Source organism: Nonomuraea sp. NPDC050786, assembly GCF_040654115.1.
Taxonomy (GTDB): domain Bacteria; phylum Actinomycetota; class Actinomycetes; order Streptosporangiales; family Streptosporangiaceae; genus Nonomuraea.
Genome location: NZ_JBFAHJ010000004.1, coordinates 200,720 through 224,720, shown reverse-complemented (window position 1 = coordinate 224,720; position 24,001 = coordinate 200,720). Strand labels below are relative to the sequence as shown.

23 protein-coding genes are annotated in these 24,001 nt (G+C 69.9%); 12 read left to right on the top strand and 11 right to left on the bottom strand.

Annotated features, from left to right (window positions below; genetic code table 11):
• Positions 1–29 precede the first annotated feature (29 nt).
• Entirely contained in the window at positions 30–770 is a 741-nt protein-coding gene (locus AB0H84_RS11030; protein ID WP_357601549.1) for a hypothetical protein, read from the bottom strand.
• A 62-nt stretch (positions 771–832) separates the two neighbouring features.
• On the bottom strand, positions 833–2,224 hold the full coding sequence (locus tag AB0H84_RS11025) for a sigma 54-interacting transcriptional regulator (RefSeq protein WP_357601546.1): 1,392 nt from the start codon (positions 2,222–2,224) through the stop codon (positions 833–835).
• A 171-nt stretch (positions 2,225–2,395) separates the two neighbouring features.
• Between AB0H84_RS11025 and AB0H84_RS11020 the strand changes: the two genes are divergently transcribed.
• Together AB0H84_RS11020 and AB0H84_RS11015 are read left to right on the top strand one after the other, a co-directional pair.
• A complete protein-coding gene (locus AB0H84_RS11020) occupies positions 2,396–3,565 on the top strand; it encodes an FIST N-terminal domain-containing protein (RefSeq protein ID WP_357602029.1) in 1,170 nt (389 codons plus the stop codon).
• Between the two features lie 85 nt (positions 3,566–3,650).
• Positions 3,651–4,916, top strand: coding sequence for an ROK family protein (locus AB0H84_RS11015; RefSeq protein WP_357601543.1), 1,266 nt, complete (start codon positions 3,651–3,653; stop codon positions 4,914–4,916).
• Positions 4,917–5,149: 233 nt separating this feature from the next.
• On the opposite strand, the gene AB0H84_RS11010 is transcribed toward AB0H84_RS11015, so the two are convergent.
• The 5 genes from AB0H84_RS11010 to hppD form a co-directional block, all read right to left on the bottom strand.
• Entirely contained in the window at positions 5,150–5,821 is a 672-nt protein-coding gene (locus AB0H84_RS11010; protein WP_357601541.1) for a hypothetical protein, read from the bottom strand.
• Positions 5,818–6,375 (bottom strand): RNA polymerase sigma factor, encoded by a 558-nt coding sequence (locus tag AB0H84_RS11005; RefSeq protein WP_357601539.1) that lies wholly within the window; start codon positions 6,373–6,375, stop codon positions 5,818–5,820. The genes AB0H84_RS11010 and AB0H84_RS11005 overlap by 4 nt, the downstream gene beginning before the upstream one ends.
• A 72-nt stretch (positions 6,376–6,447) precedes the next feature.
• Complete coding sequence (locus AB0H84_RS11000; RefSeq protein WP_357601536.1) at positions 6,448–7,875, bottom strand: M1 family metallopeptidase; 1,428 nt, start codon at positions 7,873–7,875, stop codon at positions 6,448–6,450.
• A 46-nt stretch (positions 7,876–7,921) separates the two neighbouring features.
• Positions 7,922–8,362 carry an RDD family protein gene (locus tag AB0H84_RS10995; protein WP_357601533.1) on the bottom strand — a complete coding sequence of 147 codons (441 nt, stop codon included), beginning with the start codon at positions 8,360–8,362 and terminating at the stop codon, positions 7,922–7,924.
• A gap of 34 nt (positions 8,363–8,396) precedes the next feature.
• The gene (gene hppD / locus AB0H84_RS10990; protein WP_357601530.1) at positions 8,397–9,506 is read right to left on the bottom strand and encodes a 4-hydroxyphenylpyruvate dioxygenase; all 1,110 of its coding nucleotides are present in this window, start codon (positions 9,504–9,506) and stop codon (positions 8,397–8,399) included.
• A 103-nt stretch (positions 9,507–9,609) separates the two neighbouring features.
• On the opposite strand from hppD, the gene AB0H84_RS10985 reads away from it, so the two are divergent.
• Both AB0H84_RS10985 and AB0H84_RS10980 read left to right on the top strand, forming a co-directional pair.
• Positions 9,610–10,083 (top strand): Lrp/AsnC family transcriptional regulator, encoded by a 474-nt coding sequence (locus tag AB0H84_RS10985; protein ID WP_357601527.1) that lies wholly within the window; start codon positions 9,610–9,612, stop codon positions 10,081–10,083.
• A 186-nt stretch (positions 10,084–10,269) separates the two neighbouring features.
• The gene (locus AB0H84_RS10980; protein WP_357601525.1) at positions 10,270–12,375 is read left to right on the top strand and encodes a transglycosylase domain-containing protein; all 2,106 of its coding nucleotides are present in this window, start codon (positions 10,270–10,272) and stop codon (positions 12,373–12,375) included.
• 34 nt (positions 12,376–12,409) lie between these two features.
• Here AB0H84_RS10980 and AB0H84_RS10975 read toward each other — a convergent pair whose 3' ends face one another.
• Complete coding sequence (locus AB0H84_RS10975) at positions 12,410–14,362, bottom strand: thioredoxin domain-containing protein (RefSeq protein ID WP_357601522.1); 1,953 nt, start codon at positions 14,360–14,362, stop codon at positions 12,410–12,412.
• Positions 14,363–14,452: 90 nt separating this feature from the next.
• Between AB0H84_RS10975 and AB0H84_RS10970 the strand changes: the two genes are divergently transcribed.
• Positions 14,453–15,601 (top strand): hypothetical protein, encoded by a 1,149-nt coding sequence (locus tag AB0H84_RS10970; RefSeq protein WP_357602027.1) that lies wholly within the window; start codon positions 14,453–14,455, stop codon positions 15,599–15,601.
• Here the strand turns inward: AB0H84_RS10970 and AB0H84_RS10965 are convergent.
• Genes AB0H84_RS10965 through mca form a run of 3 tightly spaced genes read right to left on the bottom strand, consistent with a single transcriptional unit; the run spans position 15,584 to position 16,964 of the window.
• Positions 15,584–15,880: a GNAT family N-acetyltransferase gene (locus AB0H84_RS10965; protein ID WP_357601520.1), complete on the bottom strand. Its 297-nt coding sequence runs from the start codon at positions 15,878–15,880 to the stop codon at positions 15,584–15,586. The genes AB0H84_RS10970 and AB0H84_RS10965 overlap by 18 nt on opposite strands.
• Positions 15,881–16,045, bottom strand: coding sequence for a hypothetical protein (locus AB0H84_RS10960; RefSeq protein WP_357601517.1), 165 nt, complete (start codon positions 16,043–16,045; stop codon positions 15,881–15,883).
• Between the two features lie 34 nt (positions 16,046–16,079).
• The gene (gene mca, locus AB0H84_RS10955) at positions 16,080–16,964 is read right to left on the bottom strand and encodes a mycothiol conjugate amidase Mca (protein WP_357601514.1); all 885 of its coding nucleotides are present in this window, start codon (positions 16,962–16,964) and stop codon (positions 16,080–16,082) included.
• Between the two features lie 135 nt (positions 16,965–17,099).
• On the opposite strand from mca, the gene AB0H84_RS10950 reads away from it, so the two are divergent.
• The 7 genes from AB0H84_RS10950 to AB0H84_RS10920 all read left to right on the top strand — a co-directional run bounded on the left by AB0H84_RS10950 (position 17,100) and on the right by AB0H84_RS10920 (position 24,001).
• Positions 17,100–17,519, top strand: a complete 420-nt coding sequence (locus tag AB0H84_RS10950) for a DUF4307 domain-containing protein (RefSeq protein WP_357601512.1) — start codon at positions 17,100–17,102, stop codon at positions 17,517–17,519.
• A gap of 108 nt (positions 17,520–17,627) precedes the next feature.
• Positions 17,628–18,128, top strand: coding sequence for a transcription elongation factor GreA (gene greA / locus AB0H84_RS10945; RefSeq protein WP_043628806.1), 501 nt, complete (start codon positions 17,628–17,630; stop codon positions 18,126–18,128).
• Positions 18,129–18,250: 122 nt separating this feature from the next.
• Positions 18,251–19,435 (top strand): C40 family peptidase, encoded by a 1,185-nt coding sequence (locus AB0H84_RS10940; RefSeq protein WP_357601509.1) that lies wholly within the window; start codon positions 18,251–18,253, stop codon positions 19,433–19,435.
• A 79-nt stretch (positions 19,436–19,514) separates the two neighbouring features.
• The gene (locus tag AB0H84_RS10935; protein WP_357601506.1) at positions 19,515–20,036 is read left to right on the top strand and encodes a hypothetical protein; all 522 of its coding nucleotides are present in this window, start codon (positions 19,515–19,517) and stop codon (positions 20,034–20,036) included.
• A 249-nt stretch (positions 20,037–20,285) separates the two neighbouring features.
• Positions 20,286–22,079, top strand: coding sequence for a phosphoenolpyruvate carboxykinase (GTP) (locus AB0H84_RS10930; RefSeq protein WP_357601503.1), 1,794 nt, complete (start codon positions 20,286–20,288; stop codon positions 22,077–22,079).
• A gap of 66 nt (positions 22,080–22,145) precedes the next feature.
• Positions 22,146–22,949 carry a TIGR04222 domain-containing membrane protein gene (locus tag AB0H84_RS10925; RefSeq protein ID WP_357601500.1) on the top strand — a complete coding sequence of 268 codons (804 nt, stop codon included), beginning with the start codon at positions 22,146–22,148 and terminating at the stop codon, positions 22,947–22,949.
• Between the two features lie 101 nt (positions 22,950–23,050).
• Positions 23,051–24,001, top strand: a complete 951-nt coding sequence (locus AB0H84_RS10920; RefSeq protein ID WP_357601498.1) for a TIGR04222 domain-containing membrane protein — start codon at positions 23,051–23,053, stop codon at positions 23,999–24,001.

Below are 24,001 nucleotides of genomic sequence, written 5' to 3'. Positions count from 1 at the left end.
GCCCTCGAAGGGCTTCTCCGCGGCTCCGGCTACGCGTCCCCGAAGATCTCCCAGACCTCGTTCACGCCGTCGACGCCGGGCGTGTAGTCGATCTTCACGAGTACGGGGTGCTTGACCGTCTTGAGCGCTCTGGTCAGGTCGGCCGCGGTGCAGGACTTCTTGCCGAGCCCGTTCCTGTCGGCGTTGACCGGCTCCCCGGCCAGCCACCCGTCCCGGCACCGCGCCGTCGTCCGGTGGAAGGACGTGGCGTACGTGTAGCCGAGCTTGACCTGCTTTCCGCCGGTCGCGAACAGGACGGTGCTGCCGTCGACGCGCTTCAGGGTGCCACGGGCGGTACGCGACGCGGGCCACCCCGAGACCAGGAACTCGTTGATCCTGACGGCACGGGAGCCCAGGTACTCGACGCGGAGCGGAACGGGGCCGCGGGCCAGGGAGTCGTCCAGGTCGCCGGGCTTGCAGGCCGTCCGGCCCAGCCCCTTGGCGTCGAGGGCCACCTGGCCCTCGGTCTCCTTCAGATCGCAGGCCACCGTGACGCGGCCGTAGGAGGCGCGGGTGTAGCCGAGCCGCACCTCCTTGGCCCCCGCCACCGCCTTGAGCCGGTAACCGACGAAGCCGTCTTTCCGCACGAGGGTGGCCGACCTGGGCACGACGCGCAGGTGCCCCGTGCCGTCGGCCCACGCGTACCCGTACACGACCTTGGCGGCCTCCGCGTGCGCAGGCGCGGCGGAGCAGCCCATGACCAGAGCGGCGGCACAGGCAAGCAGACGCATGGGCGGTCTCCTCCTCGGGGCAGATCAGCTACCCACTATGACGCGGGAGAGCGCCAAGATGTTCAGGTGCGATAGACGGAGACTCCGTCAAGGTCCTCCTTGGACAGGCGCCGCATGAGGTAAAGCCCCTCAAGGGCGAACTCCAGGGCCGCCGCCGCATGCCCGGGCGACTCCTCGCCCGCTCCCATGCCGAGACGGGACATGACCTTCGCCAGTCCAGGGACGGGACCCATCCGGTGCAGGAGCTCGCCCGCGGGGACCAGCTCGCCCGACTCCACCTGGGTGCCTTCGGAGAACTTGTCGATGACCGCGGACAGGTCCATGCCGCCCAGTCGGGTCCTGAACGTCTCCGCCGTGGCCCTGCGCAGCAGGTGAGCGAGGATCTCGGTCTCCCTGCCCTCCTCGCTGACCTCGAACTCCACCTTGCCCCGCAGGCTGTGGACCACGGAGGCCAGGTCGACCACGCGCGTGACGGCCTGCTCCTCGCCCGCGATCGCCGCCCTGCGCACGGCCGAGGCCGCGGCGGTCTCGGCGGCCGCGATCGAGAAGCGCGCCGACACGCCGGAACGGGCGTCCACGGCCGTGGACTCGCGTACCAGCCGGGTGAAGCGGGCGATGACCTCGATCAGGTGCTCGGGGACGTCGGCGCCGATGTCCGGCATGGACTCCTGGCGGATGAGCGTGAGCTCGTCCTCCACCGTGAGGGGGTAGTGGGTGCGGATCTCCGCGCCGAAGCGGTCCTTCAGCGGGGTGATGATCCGGCCCCTGTTGGTGTAGTCCTCGGGGTTGGCGCTGGCGATGAGCAGGATGTCGAGCGGCAGGCGCAGGTTGTAGCCGCGTACCTGGATGTCGCGCTCCTCCAGCACGTTGAGCAGCGACACCTGGATGCGCTCGGCCAGGTCGGGCAGCTCGTTGACGGAGAAGACACCGCGGTTGGTGCGGGGGACCAGGCCGTAGTGGACGGTCTCCGGGTCGCCGAGCCGGCGCCCCTCCGCGATCTTGATCGGGTCGACGTCGCCGATCAGATCGCCCACGGAGGTGTCGGGCGTGGCGAGCTTCTCGCCGTAGCGCTCGTCGCGGTGCTTCCACGCGACCGGCAGCTCGTCACCCAGCTCCCGCGCCAGGGCCTGGCAGCGCGTGCAGGCCGGCGCGTACGGATGGTCGTTGATCTCGCAACCCTCGACGACCGGGGTCCATTCGTCCAGCAGGCCCGTGATGGTGCGGATGAGCCGCGTCTTTCCCTGGCCGCGCTCGCCGAGGAGCACCAGGTCGTGCCCGGCGAGCAGCGCCCGTTCCAGATGCGGCAGTACGGAGTCGTCGAAGCCCACGATGCCGGGGAAGCGGGGCTCGCCCGCCCGCAGCTTGGCCAGCAGGTTTTCCCGGACTTCGGCCTTGACGGTGCGATGAACGTGGCCGCTCTCTCGCAACTCGCGGAGAATACGTGGCTGATGCACGGGATCGAGACTACGTCCCCCGCGAGCAAACCGGCAGAGACTTTCGCATCTGGCGGAGATTTCGGATCTCAACCATTGAGTGATGCTTCGTGCGCGTGCTTGTCCTTTTAGTGGGGAGAATGCGGCCTAGGGAACTTTGACATGTCGAGGGAGGCGAGACGCGTGGCCTTGATGACTAGTCGCTTCGCCGACGGCCTCGCCGTGGGTTCCGACCTGGTGGAGGCCGCGGAGACCGCCGTCGGCCGGGCCCTGTCGAGGCTCAGCGGCCGAGCGGACCTGGTCTGCTTCTTCATCTGCGGCGACGATCCGGACGCCGTCGCGCGGGCCGGTGAGGCCGCGATGAAGCTCGCGCCCGACGCGCACGTGATCGGATGCAGCGCCACGGGAGTGATCGGCGACGGGCAAGGAGTCGAGCTGACGCCTGCCGTGAGCGCGTGGGCGGCGACGTTGGACGGCGCCAGGCTGACGACGTTCGCGCTGGAGACGCTGGCGGCCGAGGACAGGTTCGTGGTGGTCGGGCTGCCCGAGCGGGGCGGGGACGACCATGTGGCGATCCTGCTCGCCGATCCGTACAGCTTCCCGACCGACGCCTTCGTCGAGCGCTCGGTCGATGTGCTCGGCGACCTGCCGCTGATCGGCGGGCTGGCCAACGGGCTGCAGGGCCGGGGCTCCGTACGGCTCTTCGCCGACGGCGAGGTCTACACCGAGGGCGCGATCGGCGTGCTGATCAGCGGCCCGGTCAAGATCAGCACCGTGGTGAGTCAAGGCTGCCGCCCGATCGGGCCCAGCATGGTCGTCACCGCGTCGGAGGACAACCTGCTGCTGGAGCTGGCCGGCCAGCCGGCGCTGGCCCGGCTGGAGGACATCGTCAGCGAGCTGGACGAGGACGACCGCGAGCTGGTCGCCTCCGGCCTGCAGATCGGCGTGGCCATGAACGAGTACGCCGAGCGCCACGAGCGCGGCGACTTCCTCATCAGGGGGGTCATCGGCATCGACCCCGAACGCGAGGCCGTGGCCATCGGCGACATCGTGGAGATCGGCAGGACCGTGCGCTTCCAGGTGCGCGACGCGGCCACCGCCGACGAGGACCTGTACGACCTGCTCGACGCCCACCGGGAGCAACTCGGCAGGGTGGACGGGGCGCTGCTGTTCTCGTGCAACGGCCGGGGCTCGGCCATGTTCGGCACGGCGGACCACGACCCGGTCGCCCTCCGCGACACGCTGGGGCCCATCGGCATGGCCGGCTTCTTCGCCGCCGGCGAGGTCGGCCCGGTCTCGGGCCAGAACCACGTACACGGGTTCACGGCATCTGTCCTGGTGTTCTCCAGCACCGGTCCATGAGCCGGTCCTTGAGACGGCCCTTGAGCCGGTCCATGAGGCGGTCCATGAGGCGGCCCTTGAGCCGGTCCGGTACGGCAGGCCACCGGTGATCCTCGCGATCGACGTCGGCGGGACCAAGCTGGCCGCCGGCCTGGTCGCCGACGACGGCACGGTGACCAGATCCGCCCGGGTCGCCACGCCACAGGGCGCGGACGCCTCGACCCTATGGAAGACGCTCGTGGACCTCGTGGACCTCGTTGACCTCGTTGACCTCGCGGATCTCGCGGAGCCGCTCGCCACGGGCGTCGACGGGGTGGCCGTGGGCTGCGGCGGCCCCATGACCTGGCCTGACGGGACCGTCTCACCCCTGAACATCCCCGGCTGGCGCGACTTCCCCCTGCGCGCCCGGCTGGCCGCCCGCTTTCCCGGCGTTCCGGTACGGCTCCACAACGACGCCGTCTGCCTGGCCGTGGCCGAGCACTGGAAGGGCGCCGGGCGGGGGACCTCCGACATGCTGGGCATGGTGGTGTCCACGGGGGTGGGCGGCGGCCTGATCCTGAACGGCCGGCTGGTCAACGGCCGGACGGGCAACGCCGGGCACATCGGTCACGTGGTCGTGGAGCCGGTCGGCGGCCCCCGGTGCGGCTGCGGCGGCCACGGCTGCCTCGAGGCCGTGGCCCAGGGCCCCGCCCTGACCGCGTGGGCCCTGTCCCACGGCTGGACCCCCGGCTCCCCCCGCCCCGAGACCGCTGCTCCGACGATCGCCCGGGCTGCAAACGGTGCTCCGACGGCCGCTGGGGCTCCGAGCGCTGCTCCGACGGCCGCTGGGGCTCCGAGCGCTGCTCCGACGGCCGCTGGGGCTCCGAGCGCTGCTCCGACGGTCGCCCGGGCTCCGAAGGCGGCACCAGAGCCCGTGCGAGCGAGGAAAGGCGGCTCGGAGGTGACGCGTGGGCCCGGTGACGTCTCCGGCGGCCTCGCCGTCGCGTCCGGTGGGTCCGTAGGTGGGGCGGGGTGGAGTGAGGGAGCTGGAGAGGCGTACCGGGAGGGTCGGGCGGTCACGGCGCGGGCCTTGGCGGCGGACGCGCTGGCCGGGGACCCGGTGGCGCTGCTGGCGATGCGCCGCGCCGGGCGCGCGCTCGGCATCGCCATCGCCTCGGCCACCCACCTGTGCGACCTCGAGCTGGTCACGATCGGCGGCGGGCTGTCGCAGGCAGGGGAGCCGCTGTTCGGCCCGCTGGAGGAGGCGCTGCGGGAGCACGCCAGGATGCGCTTCGCCCGGCGGGTGAAGGTCGTGCCGGCCGCCCTGGGCCAGGAGGCAGGGCTGGTCGGCGCCGCCGCGCTCATCCTGGCCGGCGAGCGCTACTGGAGCTGAAGGCCCGGCGACCCGTCTGCTCGGGAAGGCCGCCGGGCCTGGGATGGCCGCGGCACCCAGAGGGGCCAGGCCTGGGACGGCTGCGGCACCCAGAGGGGCCGGGCCTGGGATGGCCGTGGCACCCGAGAGGGGCCGGGCCTGGGACGGCTGCGGCACCCAGAGGGGCCGGGCCTGGGGTGGTCAGGGCACTTTCGCGCGGTTCGGTGAAGAGGCGCCGGCCCGGGAGGAGAGGGTTACTCGGATTCGGTGTTGAAGCTGGAGCCCTGGTTCGGGCCTTCCGTCTTGGTGACCAGACCGGGCCCGCCGTCCTCCTCCGCGCCGGTGCCGGGTGCGGGCATCGTGATGGGCTCGCAGGGCGCGACCGGGCCCTTCACGACCGTGAGCGACATCGCGAACGGCGGCCTGTCGTCGCCGTCCTTGCTCTTGGAGACGGCCAGCACCAACGTCTCACCCGCCGGCACCTGCCCCTCCTCGATCTTGAAGGAGATCCCGCCGCTCGACCGCCCGACGCTCGCCGCGAACCTCCCGGTGCCGGACCCGCGCTCGCCGCGCGGCTCCTTGCAGGTCCGCCCCTCGGGCAGGTAGTCCACGACCGCCTTGACCCCGGCCGTGGCCAGCTCCCCGGCCAGCCCCTCCGGATCGCTGAACTCGTTGATCCGTACGTCGACCGCCCCGTCGGCGCCCTTGGTGACCGCGTACGCCGGGGTGCTGTCGAGCCCGGTCAGCACCACCATCGCGGTGGTGGCGACCGCGACCCCGGCCGCCGCGGTCGACAGCCCCACGAGACGCCGCCTGGAAGGGCGCTCGACCGGTGTCACGGTCGTCGTCGCCGTCGCGTTCTCGGACTTCCGCGTGGTGATCTCTTCCTTGAGTGCGCTGAGAAGGCGCTCTTCGAAGTTGCTCATACCTGTCCCTCCACGTACGCGGGTGAAGACGTGTTTTCCAGCTCAGCGACACGTCCAAGGGCACGTCTCGCCCGGTGCAACCGCACCCGTGCGGTCACCTGCCTGATGCTCAGGGCCGCGGCGGCCTCGGCGACGGTGAGTTGGTCGATCGCCACCAGTTCCAGCACCGCCCGCTCGCCGTCAGGCAGTCGGCGCATGGTCTCCAGGGCGCCGCGCATGCGGCGCTCGGCGTCGACCCGCTCCTCCATCCTGACGAGATCGTCATCGTCCATCAGCCGGCGGCCGGCGACGCGGTCGGTCGCCCGCGCCTCCCGCGCCGCCTTGCGATGCTGGGCCGACACGACGTTGCGCGCGATGCCGTACAGCCAGGCGATCTCGCTGCCCCGGCCCGGCACGTAGGTGTGCGCCGAGTCCAGGACCGCCAGGAAGATGTCCGCGGTCAGGTCGGCCGCGAGGTGAGGGTCGCTCACCCGCCGGACCACGAATCGCATGACGGCATCGACATGGCGGCGATAGAAGGCCTCAAAGGCCGCAGGGTCCTCGTTGAGGCGCACTGGCCTCGCTCCCTTCGTCGTTCGCCTTACATCCGTACTTGGACCGAGCGACGAGAAGCGTTTCCGTACGGCTCAGGCGGGGCGTTGGGGCTGGAAGAGCCAGGCGTCGAAGAGCGGGCGGAGGTTCTTGCCGGACAGCTGCTCGGCGAGGCGGATGAACTCCTCCGTCGTGACGTGACCGTAGCGGTGGTCGGCGGTCCACGTCTTGAGCAGCTTGAAGAACGTGGCGTCGCCGATGGCCTTGCGCAGGGCGTGCAGCGTCATGGCGCCGCGGGCGTAGACCGACGCGTTGAACAGGTCCTCGGGCTTGGCCCGCCCTGCCGGGTAGGCCCAGATCGGGTCTTCCGCCGGGCGGGCGTGCTCCTGGTTGAAGATCGCCTCGGCGGTCTTGCCGCCCTTGTGCTCCGACCAGAGCCACTCGGCGTACGTGGCGAAGCCCTCGTTGAGCCAGAGCTCGCTCCAGCGCTTGATGGACAGGCTGTCGCCGAACCACTGGTGGGCCAGCTCGTGGGCGATGATGCTCGGGTCGGGCTCGAAGCCCCCGTAGAGCGGCTTGGTCTGATTTTCCAGCGCGTAACCGGCGGCGAAGTCGTCGACGATGCCCCCGGTCGAGGAGAAGGGGTAGGGGCCGAAGACCGTGGACCAGTAGTCGGTGATCTCACCGGAGAGCTTGAAGAGCTTGTCGAGCGAGGTCTTGAACTTGGGATCGACGGCGGCGGTCTCCGGGATGCCGGCGGCCGTGCGGCCCTCGCGCAGGTCGAACTTGCCCATCGTGGCCGTCGCCAGATAGCTCGCCATCGGCTGCCGCTCGCGCCACCGGAAGGTGGTCTTACCCTGGGCGGTCGTGGGCCGCCCGACGAGCTCGCCGTTGGCCAGGGCGGTCACCCCGGCGGGGACGGTGATCGTGAAGTCATATGTGGCCTTGTCGGCCGGGTGATCGTTGTTGGGGAACCAGGTCTTGGAGCCGTCAGGCTCGGAGGCCACGAAAGCGCCGTCAGGGGTCGCGACGAATCCGAACGTGCCCAGGTTGGCGCTGTCCCGGATCGGCTGAGGCTGCCCCGCGTAGGTGACCTTGACGGTGAAGCGGGACTTGACGTCGATCGGCTCGGAAGGCGTCACGGTCAGCTCGCTGCCCTGGCGGCGGAACGTCGCGTTGGCGTTGTCGACAGTGACCTTGCTCACGGTCAGCCCGGAGAAGTCGAGGTTGAAGCTCGACAGGTCCTGGGTGGCCGCGGCCTTGATGGTGGCCACCCCGTGGAGCTGCTTGGTCGCCGGCACGTAGTCGATGTCCAGGTCGTAGTGGGAGACGTCGTAGCCGCCGTTGCCGTCGGTAGGGAAGTCGGGGTCGCCGATGCCGGCCGCGCCCGGCCGGTATTCGGTGAGCGGCGGCGGGTCGTCGAGCCGATGGTCGGCGAGCGACGGCGGTTTGTCCGCGGGCGCGCAGCCCAGCACGCTGATCAGCGCCGCCGTCAGTGCCACCCAGCGCTTGTAGGAACGCATCGGCTTACGAGCCCCCTTCAAATCGTGACCAGAATCTTACGCTGAGTTACGCGTTGACGACGACCGTCCTGGCCACCTTGTCATGCAGGGCTTGTTTGCGCGGGTCGAAGAGGATCCAGGCGAGGTCCACCAGCATGCCGACGCAGCATAGCCACTCGAGCCCGGACGCCACGGCCTGCCTCACCGCCGCCTGGGCCACGGTGATCCGGGCGCCGCGCTCCTGGACGACCCGCATGCCGAACAGCCTCTTGCCCAGGGTCTGGCCGTTCCAGAAGGCGTGCAGCAGCCAGAAGTACAGAAAGGCCACGAGCCCGGCCAGGAAGGTGTGCTCCACCGGATAGCGTTCCCACGCGCCTCTGCCCCGGTCCCAGACGTACTCCCAGCTCGGAAACGTGAAGAGGGCGGAGACGACGTTGACGATGAGCCAGTCGAGGACGCCGGCGAACAGGCGTCGCCAGCGTCCCGCCAGCCCCGGTGGTGATCCCATGATGTCCTGATCACCACCACTAAGTCGGGGCAAACTAAAGGTTGCCCCTCCGTTCCTGCTCCCGCTCGATCGCCTCGAACAGGGCCTTGAAGTTGCCCTTGCCGAACCCGAGCGACCCGTGCCGCTCGATCAGCTCGAAGAACACGGTGGGCCGGTCCTGCACCGGCTTGGTGAAGATCTGCAGCAGGTAGCCGTCCTCGTCGCGGTCCACGAGGATCTTCCGCCGCTTGAGCTCCTCGATCGGCGCCCGCACCTGCCCGATGCGCGCCCGCAGCTCGGGGTCGTCGTAGTACGAGTCGGGCGTGTCCAGGAACTGGACGCCGGCCTCCCGCATGTGGTCGACCGTGGTCAGGATGTCGTTGGTGGCCAGCGCGATGTGCTGGACGCCCGGCCCGCCGTAGAACTCCAGGAACTCGTCGATCTGCGACTTCCTGCGGCTGACGGCCGGCTCGTTCAGCGGGAACTTGACCTTGCGCGAGCCGTCCGCCACGACCTTGGACATGAGCGCGGAGTACTCGGTGGCGATGTCGTCGCCGACGAACTCGGCCATGTTCGTGAAGCCCATCACCTTGCGGTAGAACTCCACCCACTCGTCCATCTTGCCCAGCTCGACGTTGCCGACGCAGTGGTCGATCGCCTGGAAGAGCCGCCCGTTCTTGGTGCCGGGGGGCGCGACCAGCGGCTCGGCCGCCACGTATCCGGGCAGGTAAGGGCCGCCGTAGTTGGACCTGTCGACCAGCGTGTGCCGGGTCTCGCCGTAGGTGGCGATGGCCGCGATCTGCACCTTGCCGTGCTCGTCCTCCATCGTGTACGGCTCCGCCAGCCCCCTGGCCCCGTGGGCGACCGCGTGCGCGTACCCCGCCTCGACGTCGGGCACCGCGATGGCCAGGTCGATCACCCCGTCACCGTGCTCGGCCACGTGCCTGGCCAGGTCCGTGCCCGGGCGGAGGGAAGCACGGAACTCGAACGTGGCGCCGCCCGAGACCAGCACGTACGCGACCTCGTCGCGGCTGCCGTTCTCGGGGCCGCGGTAGGCCACCAACCTCATGCCGAACGCGGCCGAGTAATAGTGGGCCGCCTGCTTGGCGTTGCCCACGGCGAACACGACGGCGTCCATGCCGTTGACCGGAAAAGCGTCATTCATAAGACCAACTGTCGATTTTCCTGGGCGAGCTGCGCAACAGTTACCTGATCCGGTGGACAAGCTGCCTAGCTTCTCCGCGAAATGTCCGGTAAATCTGTACAGTATGACGATCGATGACCTTGACGCCCGGCTGATCGCGCTCCTGACGGAGGAGCCCCGCCTGGGCGTGCTCGAATGCTCGCGCCGGCTCGCCGTGGCCCGCGGCACCGTGCAGGCCCGGCTCGACCGGCTGATCGCCAGGGGCGTGATCACGGGCTTCGGGCCCGACGTGTCGCCCGAGGCCCTCGGCTACGGCGTCACCGCGTTCGTCAGCATGGAGATCCGGCAGGTCGCCGGGCACGATCCGGTGGCCGACCGGCTGGCCGCGATCCCCGAGGTGCTGGAGGTGCACACGATCACCGGTGACAGCGATCTGCTCTGCCGCGTGGTCGCGCGGACGAATGCCGATCTTCAACGGGTTATCGACCGGATAGTGGACGTTCAGGGTGTGCTCAGGACTAATTCGATCATCGCCCTGGACACACCGGTTCCATACAGAGTGCTGCCGTTGGTCGCCGATGTCCCGCGCAGAAGCTAGCTCCCGCCGTACTATCGCTGTGGGACGGGGCACCGATATCGATCGTTTACCCTTGGCATTCGCCCAGCTTGCGGGGGTTGTCCAAGGGTTGACGAGGGGGTCGGGGTGCGGAGCGGCGGTGGTAACGGGATGCGAAAACGGCGGATTCTCCGGCTTCTACTGATTTCTTGTGGTGCAGGGATCCTCGTGCTCGTCGGGCTTTTCGCGGTCGCGTGGGCCATGACCCCCATTCCCGACTCCACGCAGAAGGAGGCCACCGCTCAGGGGTCGGTGATCTATTACCGCGACGGCAAGAGCGTGATCGCCCGCCAGGGCATCGACCGCAAGAACGTCGAGCTGGCCAAGGTGCCCAAGCACGTGCGCGACGCGGTCATCGCGGCGGAGAACCGCTCCTTCTACGAGGACGGCGGCGTGTCGGTCAAGGGCACCGCGCGGGCCGTCTGGTCCACCGTCAGCGGGCAGCAGCTCCAGGGCGGCTCGACGATCACCCAGCAGCTCGTACGCAACTACTACAGCGGCCTCAGCCAGGAGCGCTCCGTCACCCGGAAGTTCAAAGAGATCCTGATCGCGATGAAGGTCGACCAGTCCAAGTCGAAGGACTGGGTGCTGGAGCAGTACCTCAACACGATCTACTTCGGCCGCGGCGCCAACGGCGTCGAGTCGGCCGCCCGCGCCTACTTCGGCAAGCACGTCGACCAGCTCAGCGTGGCCGAGGGCGCCTACCTCGCGGCGGTGATCCAGCAGCCCAGCCGGTTCGCCGACCCCAAGGGCGCCGATCTCGATGCGGCCAAGGCGCGCTGGCAGTCGGTGATCGACGCGATGGGCCAGACGGGGGCGCTGACGCCCGAGCAGGTCGCCGCCCAGCGCTTCCCCCAGCTCGCCGCCCCTAAGAAGCCGTTCGAGCTCAAGGGCCAGGCCCAGTACATGCTGGAGCAGGTGACGGCCGAGCTCAACCGGCGCGGCTACACCGACGAGGACATCAACGGCGGCGGCCTGAAGATCGTCACCACGTTCGACAAGAAGCTCATGCAGGCGGCCCAGCGGGCCGTCAAGGACGTGCTGCCCGACTCGACGCCCAAGAAGGTCCGTACGGGGCTCGCGGCCGTCGATCCGGCCACCGGTGAGATCGTCGCCTTCTACGGGGGCAAGCCTTCGCAGTCGGAGCACTGGGACAGCGCGTTCTCGTCCAAGGTCCAGGCCGGTTCGACCTTCAAGCCGTACACGCTGGCGGCGGCGCTCGACAACGGCTTCGACCTGTCCACCAGGGTCAACGGCAACTCTCCGATGCGCGTGGCGTCGGACCCGAAGCCGATCCCCAACGACAGCGACCGTTCGTACGGCCAGATCAACCTGGTGCGGGCCACCCAGAACTCGGTCAACACCGCGTTCGTGGACCTCGGCCAGAAGGTCGGCCTGGACAAGGTCGCCGCCGTCGCCGAGAAGGCGGGCATCCCCAAGGCGCAGATCGAGCAGCAGCAGGCCTACGCGTCCTTCCCGCTCGGCGTCTCCTCGGTCAGCGCCGTCCAGAACGCCTCGGGCTTCTCCACCTTCGCCAACAAGGGCACGCACATGGAGGCCCACGTGGTGATGTCGGTCACCGACGCGAAGGGCAAGAAGAAGGTCATCGAGCCGGTCGCGACGCGGGTGGTCAGCGAGCAGGCCGCCGCGGACACCACGTACGCGATGCAGCAGGTCGTCAAGTACGGCACCGGCACCGCCGCCCGGCTCTACGACCGCCCGGTGGCCGGCAAGACGGGCACCACGGACAAGTCGAAGTCGGTCTGGTTCAACGGCTTCACGCCGCAGCTCGCCGTCGCGGTCGACATGTTCAGGGAGGACAACGCCACCGTCACGATCCCCGGGTACGGCACGCAGTTCGGCGGGCAGCTGCCGGCGCAGATCTGGCGGGCGTTCATGACCGAGGCGATGGCGGGCAAGCCGGTGGAGGAGTTCCCGGAGCCGTCCGACTACGGCTGGGGACCTGACTACTCGACGCCCGACACCAACCAGGACGTTCCCCGGCAGGACTACACGTCTCCGACGTACCCGAACGACTGGAACAGCACGCCCGACCCCCACACCAGCGATCCCACGACCACGGCTCCGCCGTCGACCGGCCCGCCGAGCGACAACGGCGACGGACAGGACGGGCAGCAGGACCCGCCGCCCCAGCAGACGGAGCCGCCGGCCACGCAGGCCCCCGTCCCGACGACCGGGGGCGACACGGGCACCGACCCGAACACGGGCCGCCCCCAGACCGGCCAGCGCACGGACCGGCCGGCACGCGGCTGACCCGCGACCGACAGGCGGCCGACGCCGTGCGGGGTCATCCGGCCAGCTCGGCCCGGAGCTCCTCGATCGTGGTCACGGGCATGCGGCAGGTGAATCCCCTGCACACGTAGGCGGCCGGCGCCCCGCCGACGAGCCCGCGGCCCTCCAGCAGCTCGGGGAAGTCGCCGGGGCCGCGAGCGACCACCAGCCCGGGCACGTCGGCCAGCAGCGCCTGCCGGTGCAGCGCCACCGTACGCGGGTCGTCGGCCGGCCCGATCACGGCGACCTCCACGGGGCCGTCCAGCGCCGCCCGTGCCACGGACAGCCCCCACCCGGCGAACCTGGCGTGCCCCGTGGCCAGCACGGACACGGTGCCGAGCGCGGCGTGGGCGGCCTCCCTGTGCCGCGTGGAGCCGGTCAGCGCGCCGTAGGAGAGCAGCGCGCCCGCGGCCGCGTACTGGCCTGACGGGGTGGCGTTGTCCGTGGGGTCCTGCGGCCGCTGGAAGAGCCGCTCGGCGTCGTCCGCCGTGTCGTAGAAGCCGCCCTTGCCGTCGGCGAACCTGTCGAGCACGGTGTCGAGCAGCGACCCCGCCAGCCGCAGCCACCTGGCGTCGCCGGTCACGCCGTACAGGGAGATCAGGCCCTCTGCCAGGTTGGCGTAGTCGTCGAGCACGCCGGCGTTCGTGCCGGCCCTGCCGTCCTTGGACGTACGCAGCAGCCTGCCGTCCACCACGTGCGTGCTCGCGAGCAGTTCGGCCGCGTCCGTGGCCGCGGCCACGAGGTCGGGCCGCTCGAACGCCAGGCCGGTCTCCGCCAGCGCCGCGATGGCCAGGCCGTTCCACGAGGCCACGACCTTGTCGTCGCGCCCCGGACGTACCCGCTGGTCCCTGGCGGCGAGCAGCCGGCCGCGGACGCCCGCGTAGCGCACGGGGTCGTCGGGGTCGCGCGGGAGCTGCAGCACGGACGCGCCGTGCTCGAACGTGCCGGTCACCGTCACCACGAAGAGCTCCTGGGCCCAGCGGCGGTCGTCCTCGCCGAGCACGTCGCGGAACTCCTCGGGCGTCCAGACGTAGAACTTGCCCTCCACGCCCTCGCTGTCGGCGTCGAGCGCCGAGGCGAACCCGCCCTCCTTCGTGCGCAGCTCGCGCAGCATCCAGTCGGCCGTCTCCAGCGCCACGCGCCGCGCCAGCTCGCCGCCGCCCGCCTTCCACCAGTGCGTGTAGACGCGCAGCAGGAGCGCGTTGTCGTAGAGCATCTTCTCGAAGTGCGGCACCACCCACTCCGCGTCCACGCTGTAGCGCGCGAACCCGCCGCCGAGCTGGTCGTACATGCCGCCGCGGGCCATCGCCTCGAGCGTCCTGCCGCTCATCTCGCGCTCGCCGGAGCGCAGCAGGAACTCCAGCGCCATCGACGGCGGGAACTTCGGCGCCCCGCCGAACCCGCCGTTCGCGGCGTCGAACTCCTCGCGCAGATTGCGCACGGCCCGCGCCAGCGTCTCCTCGTCGGGTACGGCCCCGCTGGGCAGCGTGGTGCCCGCGTTGAGCGCCTCGACCACCTTGGCGCCCTGCTCCAGCACCGTCTCCCGGTCGCCCACCCACACGTTGTGCACCTCGGTGAGCAGGCGCTGGAAGTGGGGGCGCGGGAAGTAGGTGCCGCAGTAGAACGGGTGACCCTCGGGCGTCGCGAACACCGTCATCGGCCAGCCGCCCTGGCGGGTCATGGCCTGCGTGGCGCCCATGTAGACGGCGTCCACGTCCGGCCGCTCCTCGCGGTCGACCTTGATGTTGACGAAGTGCTCGTTCATGAGGCGCGCGGTTTCGGCGTCCTCGAAGCTCTCGTGTGCCATGACATGGCACCAGTGGCACGCCGAGTAGCCGACGCTGATGAGCAGCGGCACATCGCGCCGCCTGGCCTCCGCGAACGCCTCCTCGCCCCACGGGTGCCAGTCCACCGGGTTGTCCGCGTGCTGGAGCAGATAAGGGCTTGTGGCGTCTTTCAAGCGGTTCATCAGGACCTCCCCTGATCAGCCTAGTCGGGCCGTGACCCGGCAGGCGGCTGACCCGGGAGGGTGGGACGGCGTAGGTTACAGGGCGTGGATATGGACTTCCTCTGCGCCCACGCAGGACGCCCCGCGAACGCCGTCACGCGCAGGGACGTGGCACGCGCGCTGCTCGCCGTACCGTCGGGAGTGGCGCTGGTGGCGCTGCCCGACCTGCGGCGGGCGATGATGTCGGCGGGCAACCCGCTCTCCGTCCCCTTCTGGGAGTCCGCCAAGGCCACGCTCAGCTCCATCGAGTCCGGCGTCGCCACGGTCGGTGACGTGCAGCGGTGGGTCGAGTCCACCGGCACCGAGCCGATACTTATGACGCCCGGCTACTTCGTCTGGCCGGAGGAGGACGAGCGCGGGCCCGTGGCGGCGGAGATGTTCGCGCGGCTCGTCGCGTACCTGGAGGAGAGGATGGAGGCCGGCGAGATCGACCCCGACGCGCTGGTCACGGGCGACCAGGAGGCCCGCGGCGCGTACGAGGAGCTGCAGGAGCGCTGGCTCAGCACGCCGCTGCCCGACGGCAGGGTGCCCGGGTACGCGGTGAGCGACGAGCAGGACGAGGAGCTGTTCGCGGCCTGGGACGAGGAGGAGGCGTTCGCGCTGTCGGAGCTGCGGCGCATCGTCGCGGGCCTGCCCGAGCAGCCCGAGCGGCCGGTCGGTGACCTGGAGGCGGCCGCCGCGCGCCTGCGTGAGCTGCTCGCCGAGCCCGGCTATCCCGGCAACGTGCTGCGGGCCTGCGCCGGGTTCGACGACGCCCCGATGCCGGACGACGACGAGGAGCTCTGGCTGGCGGTGGCGGCGGGCATCGCCGGACCCATCTCGGACCTGTCGGAGGGCGGGGACGCGCTGGAGGAGTTCGCCGATCTCGACAGGGAGCTCAGCAGGGAGGACGTCACGCTGGCCAACCTCTGCGCGATCCAGCACGCCGACTGGCTGGCCGGGGTGGCGGCGCTGACCAGGCTCGGCCCCGGCGTGCTCGCCTCGCCCGAGCGGATCGCGCGGCTCATCGCCGAGTCGGAGGACATCGACGTCGACGACCAGGACGACGACGACCTCGACACGACGGAGGCGCTGTTCGCGTCGGTGGTGGGCCTGTGGGCCCAGCTCGGCATCGTCGACCGGAGCGAGGTGCTCACCCCGCTGGGCTGGTGGGGGCTGCCCAAGGCCCTGGAACGCGCCTGGTCACCTGCCGCCGAATGAGGCGTCGACCAGCTCCTGGAACTCGGGGTGGCGCTCGATGTACTTCGCGACGTACGGGCACAGGGGCACGACGCGCAGGCCGGTGTCGGCGCTCGCCTGGAGCGCGTATCCGACCAGCTTGCTCGCCAGCCCCTGCCCCTCGTACGCGGGCAGCACCTCGGTGTGCGTGAACACGATCTTCGTGGGCAGCAGCCGGTAGTCGGCGAAGCCGGCGACCTTGCCGTCCAAGAGGACCTCGAACCGGCTCTCCGTCGAGTTGTCGACTATCTCGATCGACATCTACTCGGCCTTCTTGTCGTCCGTGTCGCCCTCGTGCGGCACCTGGATCTTCGACATCTGCTTGTTCATCGACTTGATCAGGAAGTAGAGGGCGAACCCGAGAAAGGCGACGACGAGGAAGCCGAGCAGGCCCGGACTCACATCACCTGCTGCTAGAACGTTCACACTTCCAGTCTGCCACTCAGGGCGGGTGGTCCCGTCAGTGGCAGGCGGGGGAGACGTCCTCGGCGTGGATGCCGGCGAACAGGTCGTCCTCGGGCAGCTCGGTGTCCACCAGCGAGCGCGCCAGGTGGTAGTCCTCGGTCGGCCAGATCTCCTGCTGCAGCTCGCGCGGGCAGACGAACCACCAGCTGTCGGGGTCGATCTGGGTGGCGTGCGCCAGCAGGGCCTGGTCGCGGATGTCGAAGTAGTCGGCGCACGGCACCCGCGTGGTCACCGGCCACTTGGCCGGGCGGTCCTCCCAGCGGGCGATCCAGTCGGCGTACGGGGAGCCCAGGCCGCGCGAGGTCATCGCCTCGTGCAGCGCCTCGAAGCGCTCCTTGGTGAAGCCCATCTGGTAGTAGAGCTTCAGCGGCTGCCAGGGGTCGCCGGTGCCGGGGTAGCGGTCGGGGTCTCCGGCCGCCTCGAAGGCCTCCACGGAGACCCTGTTGGTCATGATGTGGTCGGGGTGCGGATAGCCGCCGTCGTCGTCGTACGTGATGATCACATGCGGCCTGAACTCGCGGACGGCCGCCACCAGGGGCGCAGCGGCGTCCTCCAGCTTCTGCAAGGCGAAGCAGCCCTCAGGCAGGGCCTCGTCCTCGTTCTCCGGCAGGCCGGAGTCGACGAAGCCCATGAAACGCTGCTGCACGCCGAGGATCTCGCGGGCCCGGTCCATCTCGGCCTTGCGCACCGCGGCGATGTTGGCCACGATCTCCGGCCGGTCCATCTTGGGGTTGAGCACGGATCCGCGCTCACCGCCCGTGAGGGTACAGACCAGCACTTCCACGCCTTCGCGCACGTAACGCGCCATCGTGGCGGCGCCCTTGCTCGACTCGTCATCGGGGTGGGCGTGGACGGCCATCAGCCTCAGCGGTGCACTCACGGGCTCGATGTCTCCTCAGTCGGGACCGGTCACTCGCCCAGAGAGGCTAGTTTCTGCTGGGCGGTCGCGAGGGCACACCCCCCGCGGGCGACAATTGTCTCGGATAACGCTCAGGGAGTGCAGGGAGATTCCGCCATGGCGACCAGAGATGTCGAGAACGGACCAGTTCTCGGCACACCCGACGACTTCCCGGACCGTCCCAAGCGCGGCGGCCGGCTCGTCGTCCACGTCGTGATCGGCGTGCTGGTGGCCATCATCGCCGGCGGCTGGGGGTACGTCATGTGGTCCATGACGGCCGGCGGCTCGGAGGCTCCGTCGCAGGTGGTGACGTTCAACATCGAAAGCGCGAATCGCGCTGAGATCACCTTTGAGGTGTACAAGCCAGACGATAGGGTGGCGGTCTGCCGGATCAGGGCGCTGGACGTCTATCACACGGAAGTGGGCAGCAAGGAAGTAAGAATCCCGGCTGGGGAGGGTAGTAAGCAGATCAAGGAAAGCCTCGACACGAGTGGTCAGGCCACTTCCGTCCACATCCAGTACTGCAATCTCGTATAGTGAGACATTTGGGGAAGCGTGGGAGCGGTTGACTTGTTAGCCTTTCGCAATTCAACCACACGTAACCTCAAGTGACCTCAGGGCCCCCTAGGCAAGCAAGGAGAACCCGTGGCCGACTCTCGCGATGAGAACGTCACATGGCTGACGCAGGAGGCGTACGACCGCCTGAAGGCGGAGTACGAATATCTCTCTGGCCCCGGGCGCGTCGACATCGCCAAGAAGATCGAAGCCGCCCGCGAAGAGGGCGACCTGCGTGAGAACGGCGGCTACCACGCCGCCAAGGACGAGCAGGGCAAGATGGAGGCCCGCATCTTCCACCTCCGGCAGATCCTCGACAACGCCCAGGTGGGAGAGGCGCCCAAGGCCGAGGGCGTGGTGGGCCCCGGCATGACCGTGACCATCCGGTTCGTCGGCGACGACGACGAGGTCACCTTCCTGCTCGCCTCCCGCGAGGAGAGCGGAGCACCGATCGACGTCTACTCGCCGAAGTCGCCGCTGGGTGCGGCGATCAACGGGAAGAAGATCGGGGAGAAGGCGACCTACTCGCTGCCCAACGGGCGCCAGAACACCGTCGAGATCCTCGAGGCAGTGCCGTACATCGGCAACTGACCCCCCCGCATGACGACCGCCGGGCCCACGTCGGCCCGGCGGATTTTTCGCGTGCCACGGGGATCCGGCAGGACCTCAGCTTCCTGGTCAAGTCTCGTAAGCGGCGCGACACGTACAAGCTGGTGCCGTTCATCGTGGTGGCGCTGGTCGCGGTGCTGACCGCCGATGTGCTGCTGCTGGTGCGGCCCGAGCAGGAGGCTGGGCAGCCCGTACGCGCCCAGGCCACGCCCAAGTCGACGCTGATGGCTCAGCAGCGCCGGCAGCAACCGCCGGCGCAGCAGCAGCCGGCGCAGCAACCGCCGGCGCAGCAGCAGCCCGCTATGACGCTCCAGCCGGTGGCGCCGCTGAAGAAGCTGCACAAGCCCAACCTGTTCGTGCTGACCCGCAAGCCGTTCACCAACGAGCTGTTACAGAAGGTCGCGAAGCTGCGCGGGGTGCGGGCGCTCGAGCTGGCCGACGCGGCGTCGATCACGCTCGACGGCAAGCGGGTGCAGACGCTCGCGGTAAATCCATCCACGTTTCGCTCGTACACGCCCAAGGTGACCGCTTCGTCCGACCCGCTCTGGCAGAACGTCGCCGCCGGTGATGTGGCCGTGTCGTTCGTACTGGGCAACGACGGCGGGCTCACGCTGCACAGGCGGGTGGCGGGCCCGGCGGGGACGCTGCGGATCGGCGCGTACGCCACCACCGGGTTCGGCGCGGTGGACGCCGTCGTGTCCAAGGACGTCGGCCGCGCCCTGGGGCTCCCCCGCGACAACGCGCTCATCGTGAGCGCCCCGGACGCCAACTCCGACACGCTGCGCAAGTCCATACTCAAGGTGCTGCCCAAGGGCACGCAGGTGGCCATGGTCAACCCCGTGCTGCCCCAGCCGCAGACCCGGACGCGCAGCTGGCCCGCAGGGTCGTTCATGACCGGCGAGCAGATCACCGTGGCGCTGAAGGCCGCCGCCTCCAAGCTGGGCCGGCCGTACGTGTGGGGCGCCGAGGGGCCGGACACGTTCGACTGCTCCGGCCTGGTCCAATGGGCCTTCGCCCAGGCGGGGGTGCGGATGCCCCGGGTGACGCACCAGCAGTGGGTGACCGGGCCCCAGGTCTCGTTGTCGCAGGCCCAACCGGGCGATCTTCTCTTCTGGCGCTCCGATCCGACCAATCCCGGTTACATCTCCCATGTGGCGATCTACTGGGGTGGCGGGAAGATGATCCAGGCGCCCCGTACCGGAGACGTCGTGAAGATCTCCCCGGTGCACACCCGCAATCTGGCGGGCGTCGTCCGCGTCAGCCCCATCGTGGCGGCCAAGGTCCGCTGACCGCACTCTCACCCTCCTGCTCCGACAGGGCCGGGAATCGGTGCGTGCATTTCTCGTGCAACTGTGTAATGGTGATTACATGGCAACGGACAACGAGACAGCGCAGATCCACGGCTGGTTCACCGGGCGCTTGCCCGAAGGATGGTTCACCGACGCGCCAGAGATCGTCAGGGACCGCGAGGAGATCGCGGTGCTCGGCACGCTGCCCGATCCCCCCGGCGATGTGCCCGAGGCGGAGCGCCTCGCCCTGATCGAGGGGCTGGCCAGAAGGTTCAGGGAAGAGACGCGCGAGCAGCGGATCGAGATCGCCAGGGAGGCAGAGCGCAAGTTCCGGCAGAAGGTCTCCTGGGGCGTGGTCTGCGGCGGCGAGACTGTGATGTTCACCACGCTCTCCGTGCCGGTCATGACCAGGCTGCGCCAGTCCGAGCGGCAGGTTCTCGACACGCTCGTGGCCGCAGGGGTGGCAAGGAGCAGGAGTGACGCGCTTGCCTGGTGCGTCCGGCTGGTCGGGAAGCACACCGACACGTGGCTCGCGGATCTGCGGGACGCTCTCCAGCACGTCGACAGGGTTCGCTCCGCAGGGCCGGACGTCAATTCCTGAGACGGTCCAGCGGAAACGGTCGCGCAAATGGACTAAACCACTTGGGAAATTGGTTTAGACCAGTTCTATTGGACTGGACCACTGTGTGTTAATTCTCTTTTAAATCCGCTCCCCGTGGGTAGGCTCCCCCAATCGTCAGGGCCGCTGCCTGCGACGACGGCCAGTGCCAACAGGTCTATGCCAATTGGCCACAATGCCGCTCCGTCGTTAATGATGACTGGGCCCTGAGAGAGTGGAGGAGTCACAGTCGTGTCCGTTTCCGTGGAAGTGCCCGCAGCGACCAGCAATAGCGAATTGGCCGCGTGGGTGAACGAGATCGCCGCCCTGACCCAGCCGGACCGGATCGAATGGTGCGACGGATCCGAGGAGGAGTGGACGCGCCTGACCAACCTCCTCGTGGACCAGGGCACGTTCACGCGGCTGGCCGCCCGGCCCAACAGCTTCTACGCCAAGTCCGACCCCAGCGACGTGGCCAGGGTGGAGGACCGTACCTTCATCTGCTCCGAGCGTGAGGAGGACGCGGGGCCCACCAACAACTGGATCGCTCCGGACGAGATGCGGCGGACGTTCGGCCGACTGTTCAAGGGCTGCATGCGCGGCCGCACCATGTACGTCGTGCCGTTCTGCATGGGGCCGCTCGGCGGCGAGATCTCGCAGCTCGGCGTCGAGATCACCGACTCCCCGTACGTCGCCGTCTCCATGCGGATCATGACGAGGATGGGGGAGAGGGCACTCCGGCTCATCGAAAAGAGGGGCGACTTCGTCAAGTGCGTGCACTCCGTAGGTGCGCCTCTGGAGCCCGGCCAGGCGGACGTGCCGTGGCCGTGCAGCTCCACCAAGTACATCAGCCACTTCCCGGAGACCCGCGAAATCTGGTCGTACGGCTCCGGGTACGGCGGCAACGCCCTGCTCGGCAAGAAGTGCTACGCCCTGCGCATCGCCAGCACCATGGCCCGCGACGAGGGCTGGATGGCCGAGCACATGCTCATTCTCAAGCTCACCCCGCCCTCCGGCGAGACCCGCTACGTCGCCGCCGCGTTCCCGAGCGCCTGCGGTAAGACCAACCTCGCCATGCTCCAGCCCACGATTCCCGGCTGGAAGGTGGAGACGATCGGCGACGACATCGCCTGGATGCGCTTCGGCGACGACGGCCGCCTCTACGCGATCAACCCGGAGGCCGGCTTCTTCGGTGTCGCGCCCGGCACCGGCCAGGTCACCAACGCCAACGCGATCAGGACGCTCTGGGGCAACAGCATCTTCACCAACGTGGCGCTCACCGACGACGGCGACGTGTGGTGGGAGGGGCTGACCGAGGAGCCGCCGGCGCACCTGACCGACTGGAAGGGCCGCTCCTGGACGCCTGACAGCGGCGAGCCGGCCGCCCACCCGAACGCCCGTTTCACCACCCCGGCCTCCCAGTGCCCGACCATCGCACCCGAATGGCAGGATCCCAAGGGCGTGCCCATCTCAGCGATCCTGTTCGGCGGTCGCCGCGCCACCGCGGTGCCGCTGGTGACGGAGTCGCTGAGCTGGGAGCACGGCGTCTTCCTCGGAGCCAACGTCGCCTCCGAGAAGACCGCCGCCGCCGAGGGCAAGGTCGGCGAGCTGCGCTACGACCCGTTCGCCATGCTGCCGTTCTGCGGCTACAACATGGGCGACTACTTCGACCACTGGCTGGACATCGGCCGCCGCAAGGGCGCCAAGCTGCCCCGGATCTACTACGTCAACTGGTTCCGCAAGAACGCCGACGGCAAGTTCATCTGGCCCGGCTTCGGCGAGAACAGCCGCGTGCTCAAGTGGATCGTCGACCGGCTCAACGGCGAGGCCAAGGCCGTGCCGACCCCGATCGGCCTGCTCCCGGACGACCTCGACACCGAGGGTCTGGACCTGTCGGAAGAGGACCTGCGCACCCTGCTGTCGGTCGACAAGGACGCGTGGCGCGAGGAGGCTTCGCGGATCCCGGCCCACTTCGACAAGTTCGGCTCGCACCTGCCGAAGGAGCTGTGGGACGAGTACAACGCCCTGCTGGACCGGCTGGGCTGACCCCCTTGTGCGGTACGGCGGCGCGGTCTGACTTGACGGACTGCCGTACCGCTCGGAGGGGGCCTCATGGACCACGTCCTGCTGTTCGCCGCCATCGGTGTGGTCGTGCTGGTCAGCCTGGCCGAGAAGAGCGTCGAGCACGAGCGAAGACGCGTCAGCGACGCGCCGAGCGGCGACGGCCACCATCTTTCCTCATATGAGCTGGCCTACCTCTCCGGCGGGCCGCGGCGGGCCATCAACACGGCGCTGGCCGTCCTCGCGACGGCCGGCGCCGTTCGCGTGTCACGCGGCTCGCAGGTCACCCCCGTCCACGGCGCGCGGCCCTCGCCCGTGCCGATCGAGCAGGCCGTGCTTGACGCGCTGGCCGCCCGGCCGGGCGGCTACCGGGCGGGCGAGCTGCGCCGGGAGCTGGAGGCGCATCCGGCGCTCGCCGGCCTGGCCGCCGGGCTCCAGGCGCGCGGCCTGATCGTGCCGGAGGGCGCGTTCGGGACGGCGTGGCAGCGGCGCAGGCTGCGGAACGTGGTCACGCGAGCGGGGCGCGAGGTCCTGCGGTCGGCTCGGAGTCACCACCCGAGGGGCGTGCGCGACCAGAGCTCGCTGGCCATGGCGGTCGGAGTGCCCGTCGCGCTGTACGGGCTGCAGGACGCCGGGGACCGGAGCCTCTGCGACGAGCTGTCGGCCGGCGACCCCGGAGGCGACTGCGCCGGCGCCTGCGGGACCCACAGCGGTGGCGGTGACGGCGCCACCTTCGGCGGCCACGACTTCGGCGGAGGCTCCTCCAGCTGCGGGTCGTCCAGCTGCGGGTCGTCGAGCTGCGGCGGGAGCTCGTCGAGCTGCGGTGGCGGGTCGAGTTGCGGCAGCAGCAGCTGAAAAAGTTCTTGAGAGCTAAATGCGCAGAACGAAACCTTTACCCTCTCCTTACTCGTCTCTCGAGTAACCAGCCTTGAACGGCTGCACGGAGGGAGGCCGTAATGGACCTTGTCCTGCTGATTCTCTCGGTGGCCCTGGCGGCGATCGCCGTCACCATCGCCTCCGCGATCAAACGCGAGCACGCCGCCGCCGCCCGGGCGGCCGCGGACGGATCCCGCGCTCGCGACCTCGGTCATTACGAGCTCGCCTATCTGGCGGGCGGCTCGGAGCGGGTGGTCGACACGGCCCTCACGCTCCTGGCCGAAGAGGGGAAACTGCGCGTGTCACGGGGGCCGCGCTTCCACATCCTCGCCAAGGGATCCGTTGACGACCCCGTCGAGCAGGAGACCCTGACCGCCGTCGCGGAGAACGCCGGCCCGGCCAGGTTCCTGGTGAAGCAGGCGGTGGGCCGGGGCCCGGCCATGGGCGAACTCCAGCGCCGGCTCGCCGAGCTGGGCCTGATCATGTCGGATGCGCGCCTCACCCGGCTCAAGTGGCTGGCCACCGGGCTGAGGGTGGTGGCGGTCCTGGAGGTCGCGGGGCTCGTGGCGGGGGTGGTCGTGCTCTCCGGAGGTTTGGCGCCGCTTCCTGCCGTGGCCGTGCTGCTCCTGCTGGCAACGGGGATCGTCGCCGCCGTGATGCTCTCCGGCGTCAGGAGATTCAGGAAGGGGTTCGCGCGCACGGCGGCCGGGGTCGAGGAGCTGGCCCGGGCCAGGGAGGCGCACCCCGCGGGCTCGGGTAACACGCCGGTGCACATCGCCCTGCACGGTCATTGGGCGCTGCGCGACTCGGACCTGAGCAGGGCGCTGGACACCCACGTCCCGGCCGCGCGGCCCACGCCTCGGCGCGGGCGGCGGCAGGCGGCGTACGGTGGCAGCGGCGGTGCTGTCGCGGGCTGCGGCGGAGGCAGCTGCGGCGGCGCTTCGCACTCCGGGTCGGGCTGCGGCGGCGGCTCCTCGGGCTGCGGCGGCGGGTCCGGCTGTGGCGGCGGTGGTTGCGGCGGAGGGAGCTGA

What these genes read in the sequence shown, in the direction of transcription:
- AB0H84_RS10920 (WP_357601498.1), top strand. Translation starts at nt 23,051, where the DNA reads ATGGACCTTGTCCTGCTGATTCTCTCGGTGGCCCTGGCGGCGATCGCC.
- AB0H84_RS10950 (WP_357601512.1), top strand. Translation starts at nt 17,100, where the DNA reads ATGGCGACCAGAGATGTCGAGAACGGACCAGTTCTCGGCACACCCGAC.
- hppD (WP_357601530.1), bottom strand. Translation starts at nt 9,506, where the DNA reads ATGAATGACGCTTTTCCGGTCAACGGCATGGACGCCGTCGTGTTCGCC.
- AB0H84_RS10965 (WP_357601520.1), bottom strand. Translation starts at nt 15,880, where the DNA reads ATGTCGATCGAGATAGTCGACAACTCGACGGAGAGCCGGTTCGAGGTC.
- AB0H84_RS10925 (WP_357601500.1), top strand. Translation starts at nt 22,146, where the DNA reads ATGGACCACGTCCTGCTGTTCGCCGCCATCGGTGTGGTCGTGCTGGTC.
- AB0H84_RS11010 (WP_357601541.1), bottom strand. Translation starts at nt 5,821, where the DNA reads ATGAGCAACTTCGAAGAGCGCCTTCTCAGCGCACTCAAGGAAGAGATC.
- AB0H84_RS10935 (WP_357601506.1), top strand. Translation starts at nt 19,515, where the DNA reads ATGGCAACGGACAACGAGACAGCGCAGATCCACGGCTGGTTCACCGGG.
- AB0H84_RS11000 (WP_357601536.1), bottom strand. Translation starts at nt 7,875, where the DNA reads ATGCGTTCCTACAAGCGCTGGGTGGCACTGACGGCGGCGCTGATCAGC.
- AB0H84_RS10975 (WP_357601522.1), bottom strand. Translation starts at nt 14,362, where the DNA reads ATGAACCGCTTGAAAGACGCCACAAGCCCTTATCTGCTCCAGCACGCG.
- AB0H84_RS10970 (WP_357602027.1), top strand. Translation starts at nt 14,453, where the DNA reads ATGGACTTCCTCTGCGCCCACGCAGGACGCCCCGCGAACGCCGTCACG.
- AB0H84_RS11030 (WP_357601549.1), bottom strand. Translation starts at nt 770, where the DNA reads ATGCGTCTGCTTGCCTGTGCCGCCGCTCTGGTCATGGGCTGCTCCGCC.
- AB0H84_RS11020 (WP_357602029.1), top strand. Translation starts at nt 2,396, where the DNA reads ATGACTAGTCGCTTCGCCGACGGCCTCGCCGTGGGTTCCGACCTGGTG.
- AB0H84_RS10985 (WP_357601527.1), top strand. Translation starts at nt 9,610, where the DNA reads ATGACGATCGATGACCTTGACGCCCGGCTGATCGCGCTCCTGACGGAG.
- AB0H84_RS10995 (WP_357601533.1), bottom strand. Translation starts at nt 8,362, where the DNA reads ATGGGATCACCACCGGGGCTGGCGGGACGCTGGCGACGCCTGTTCGCC.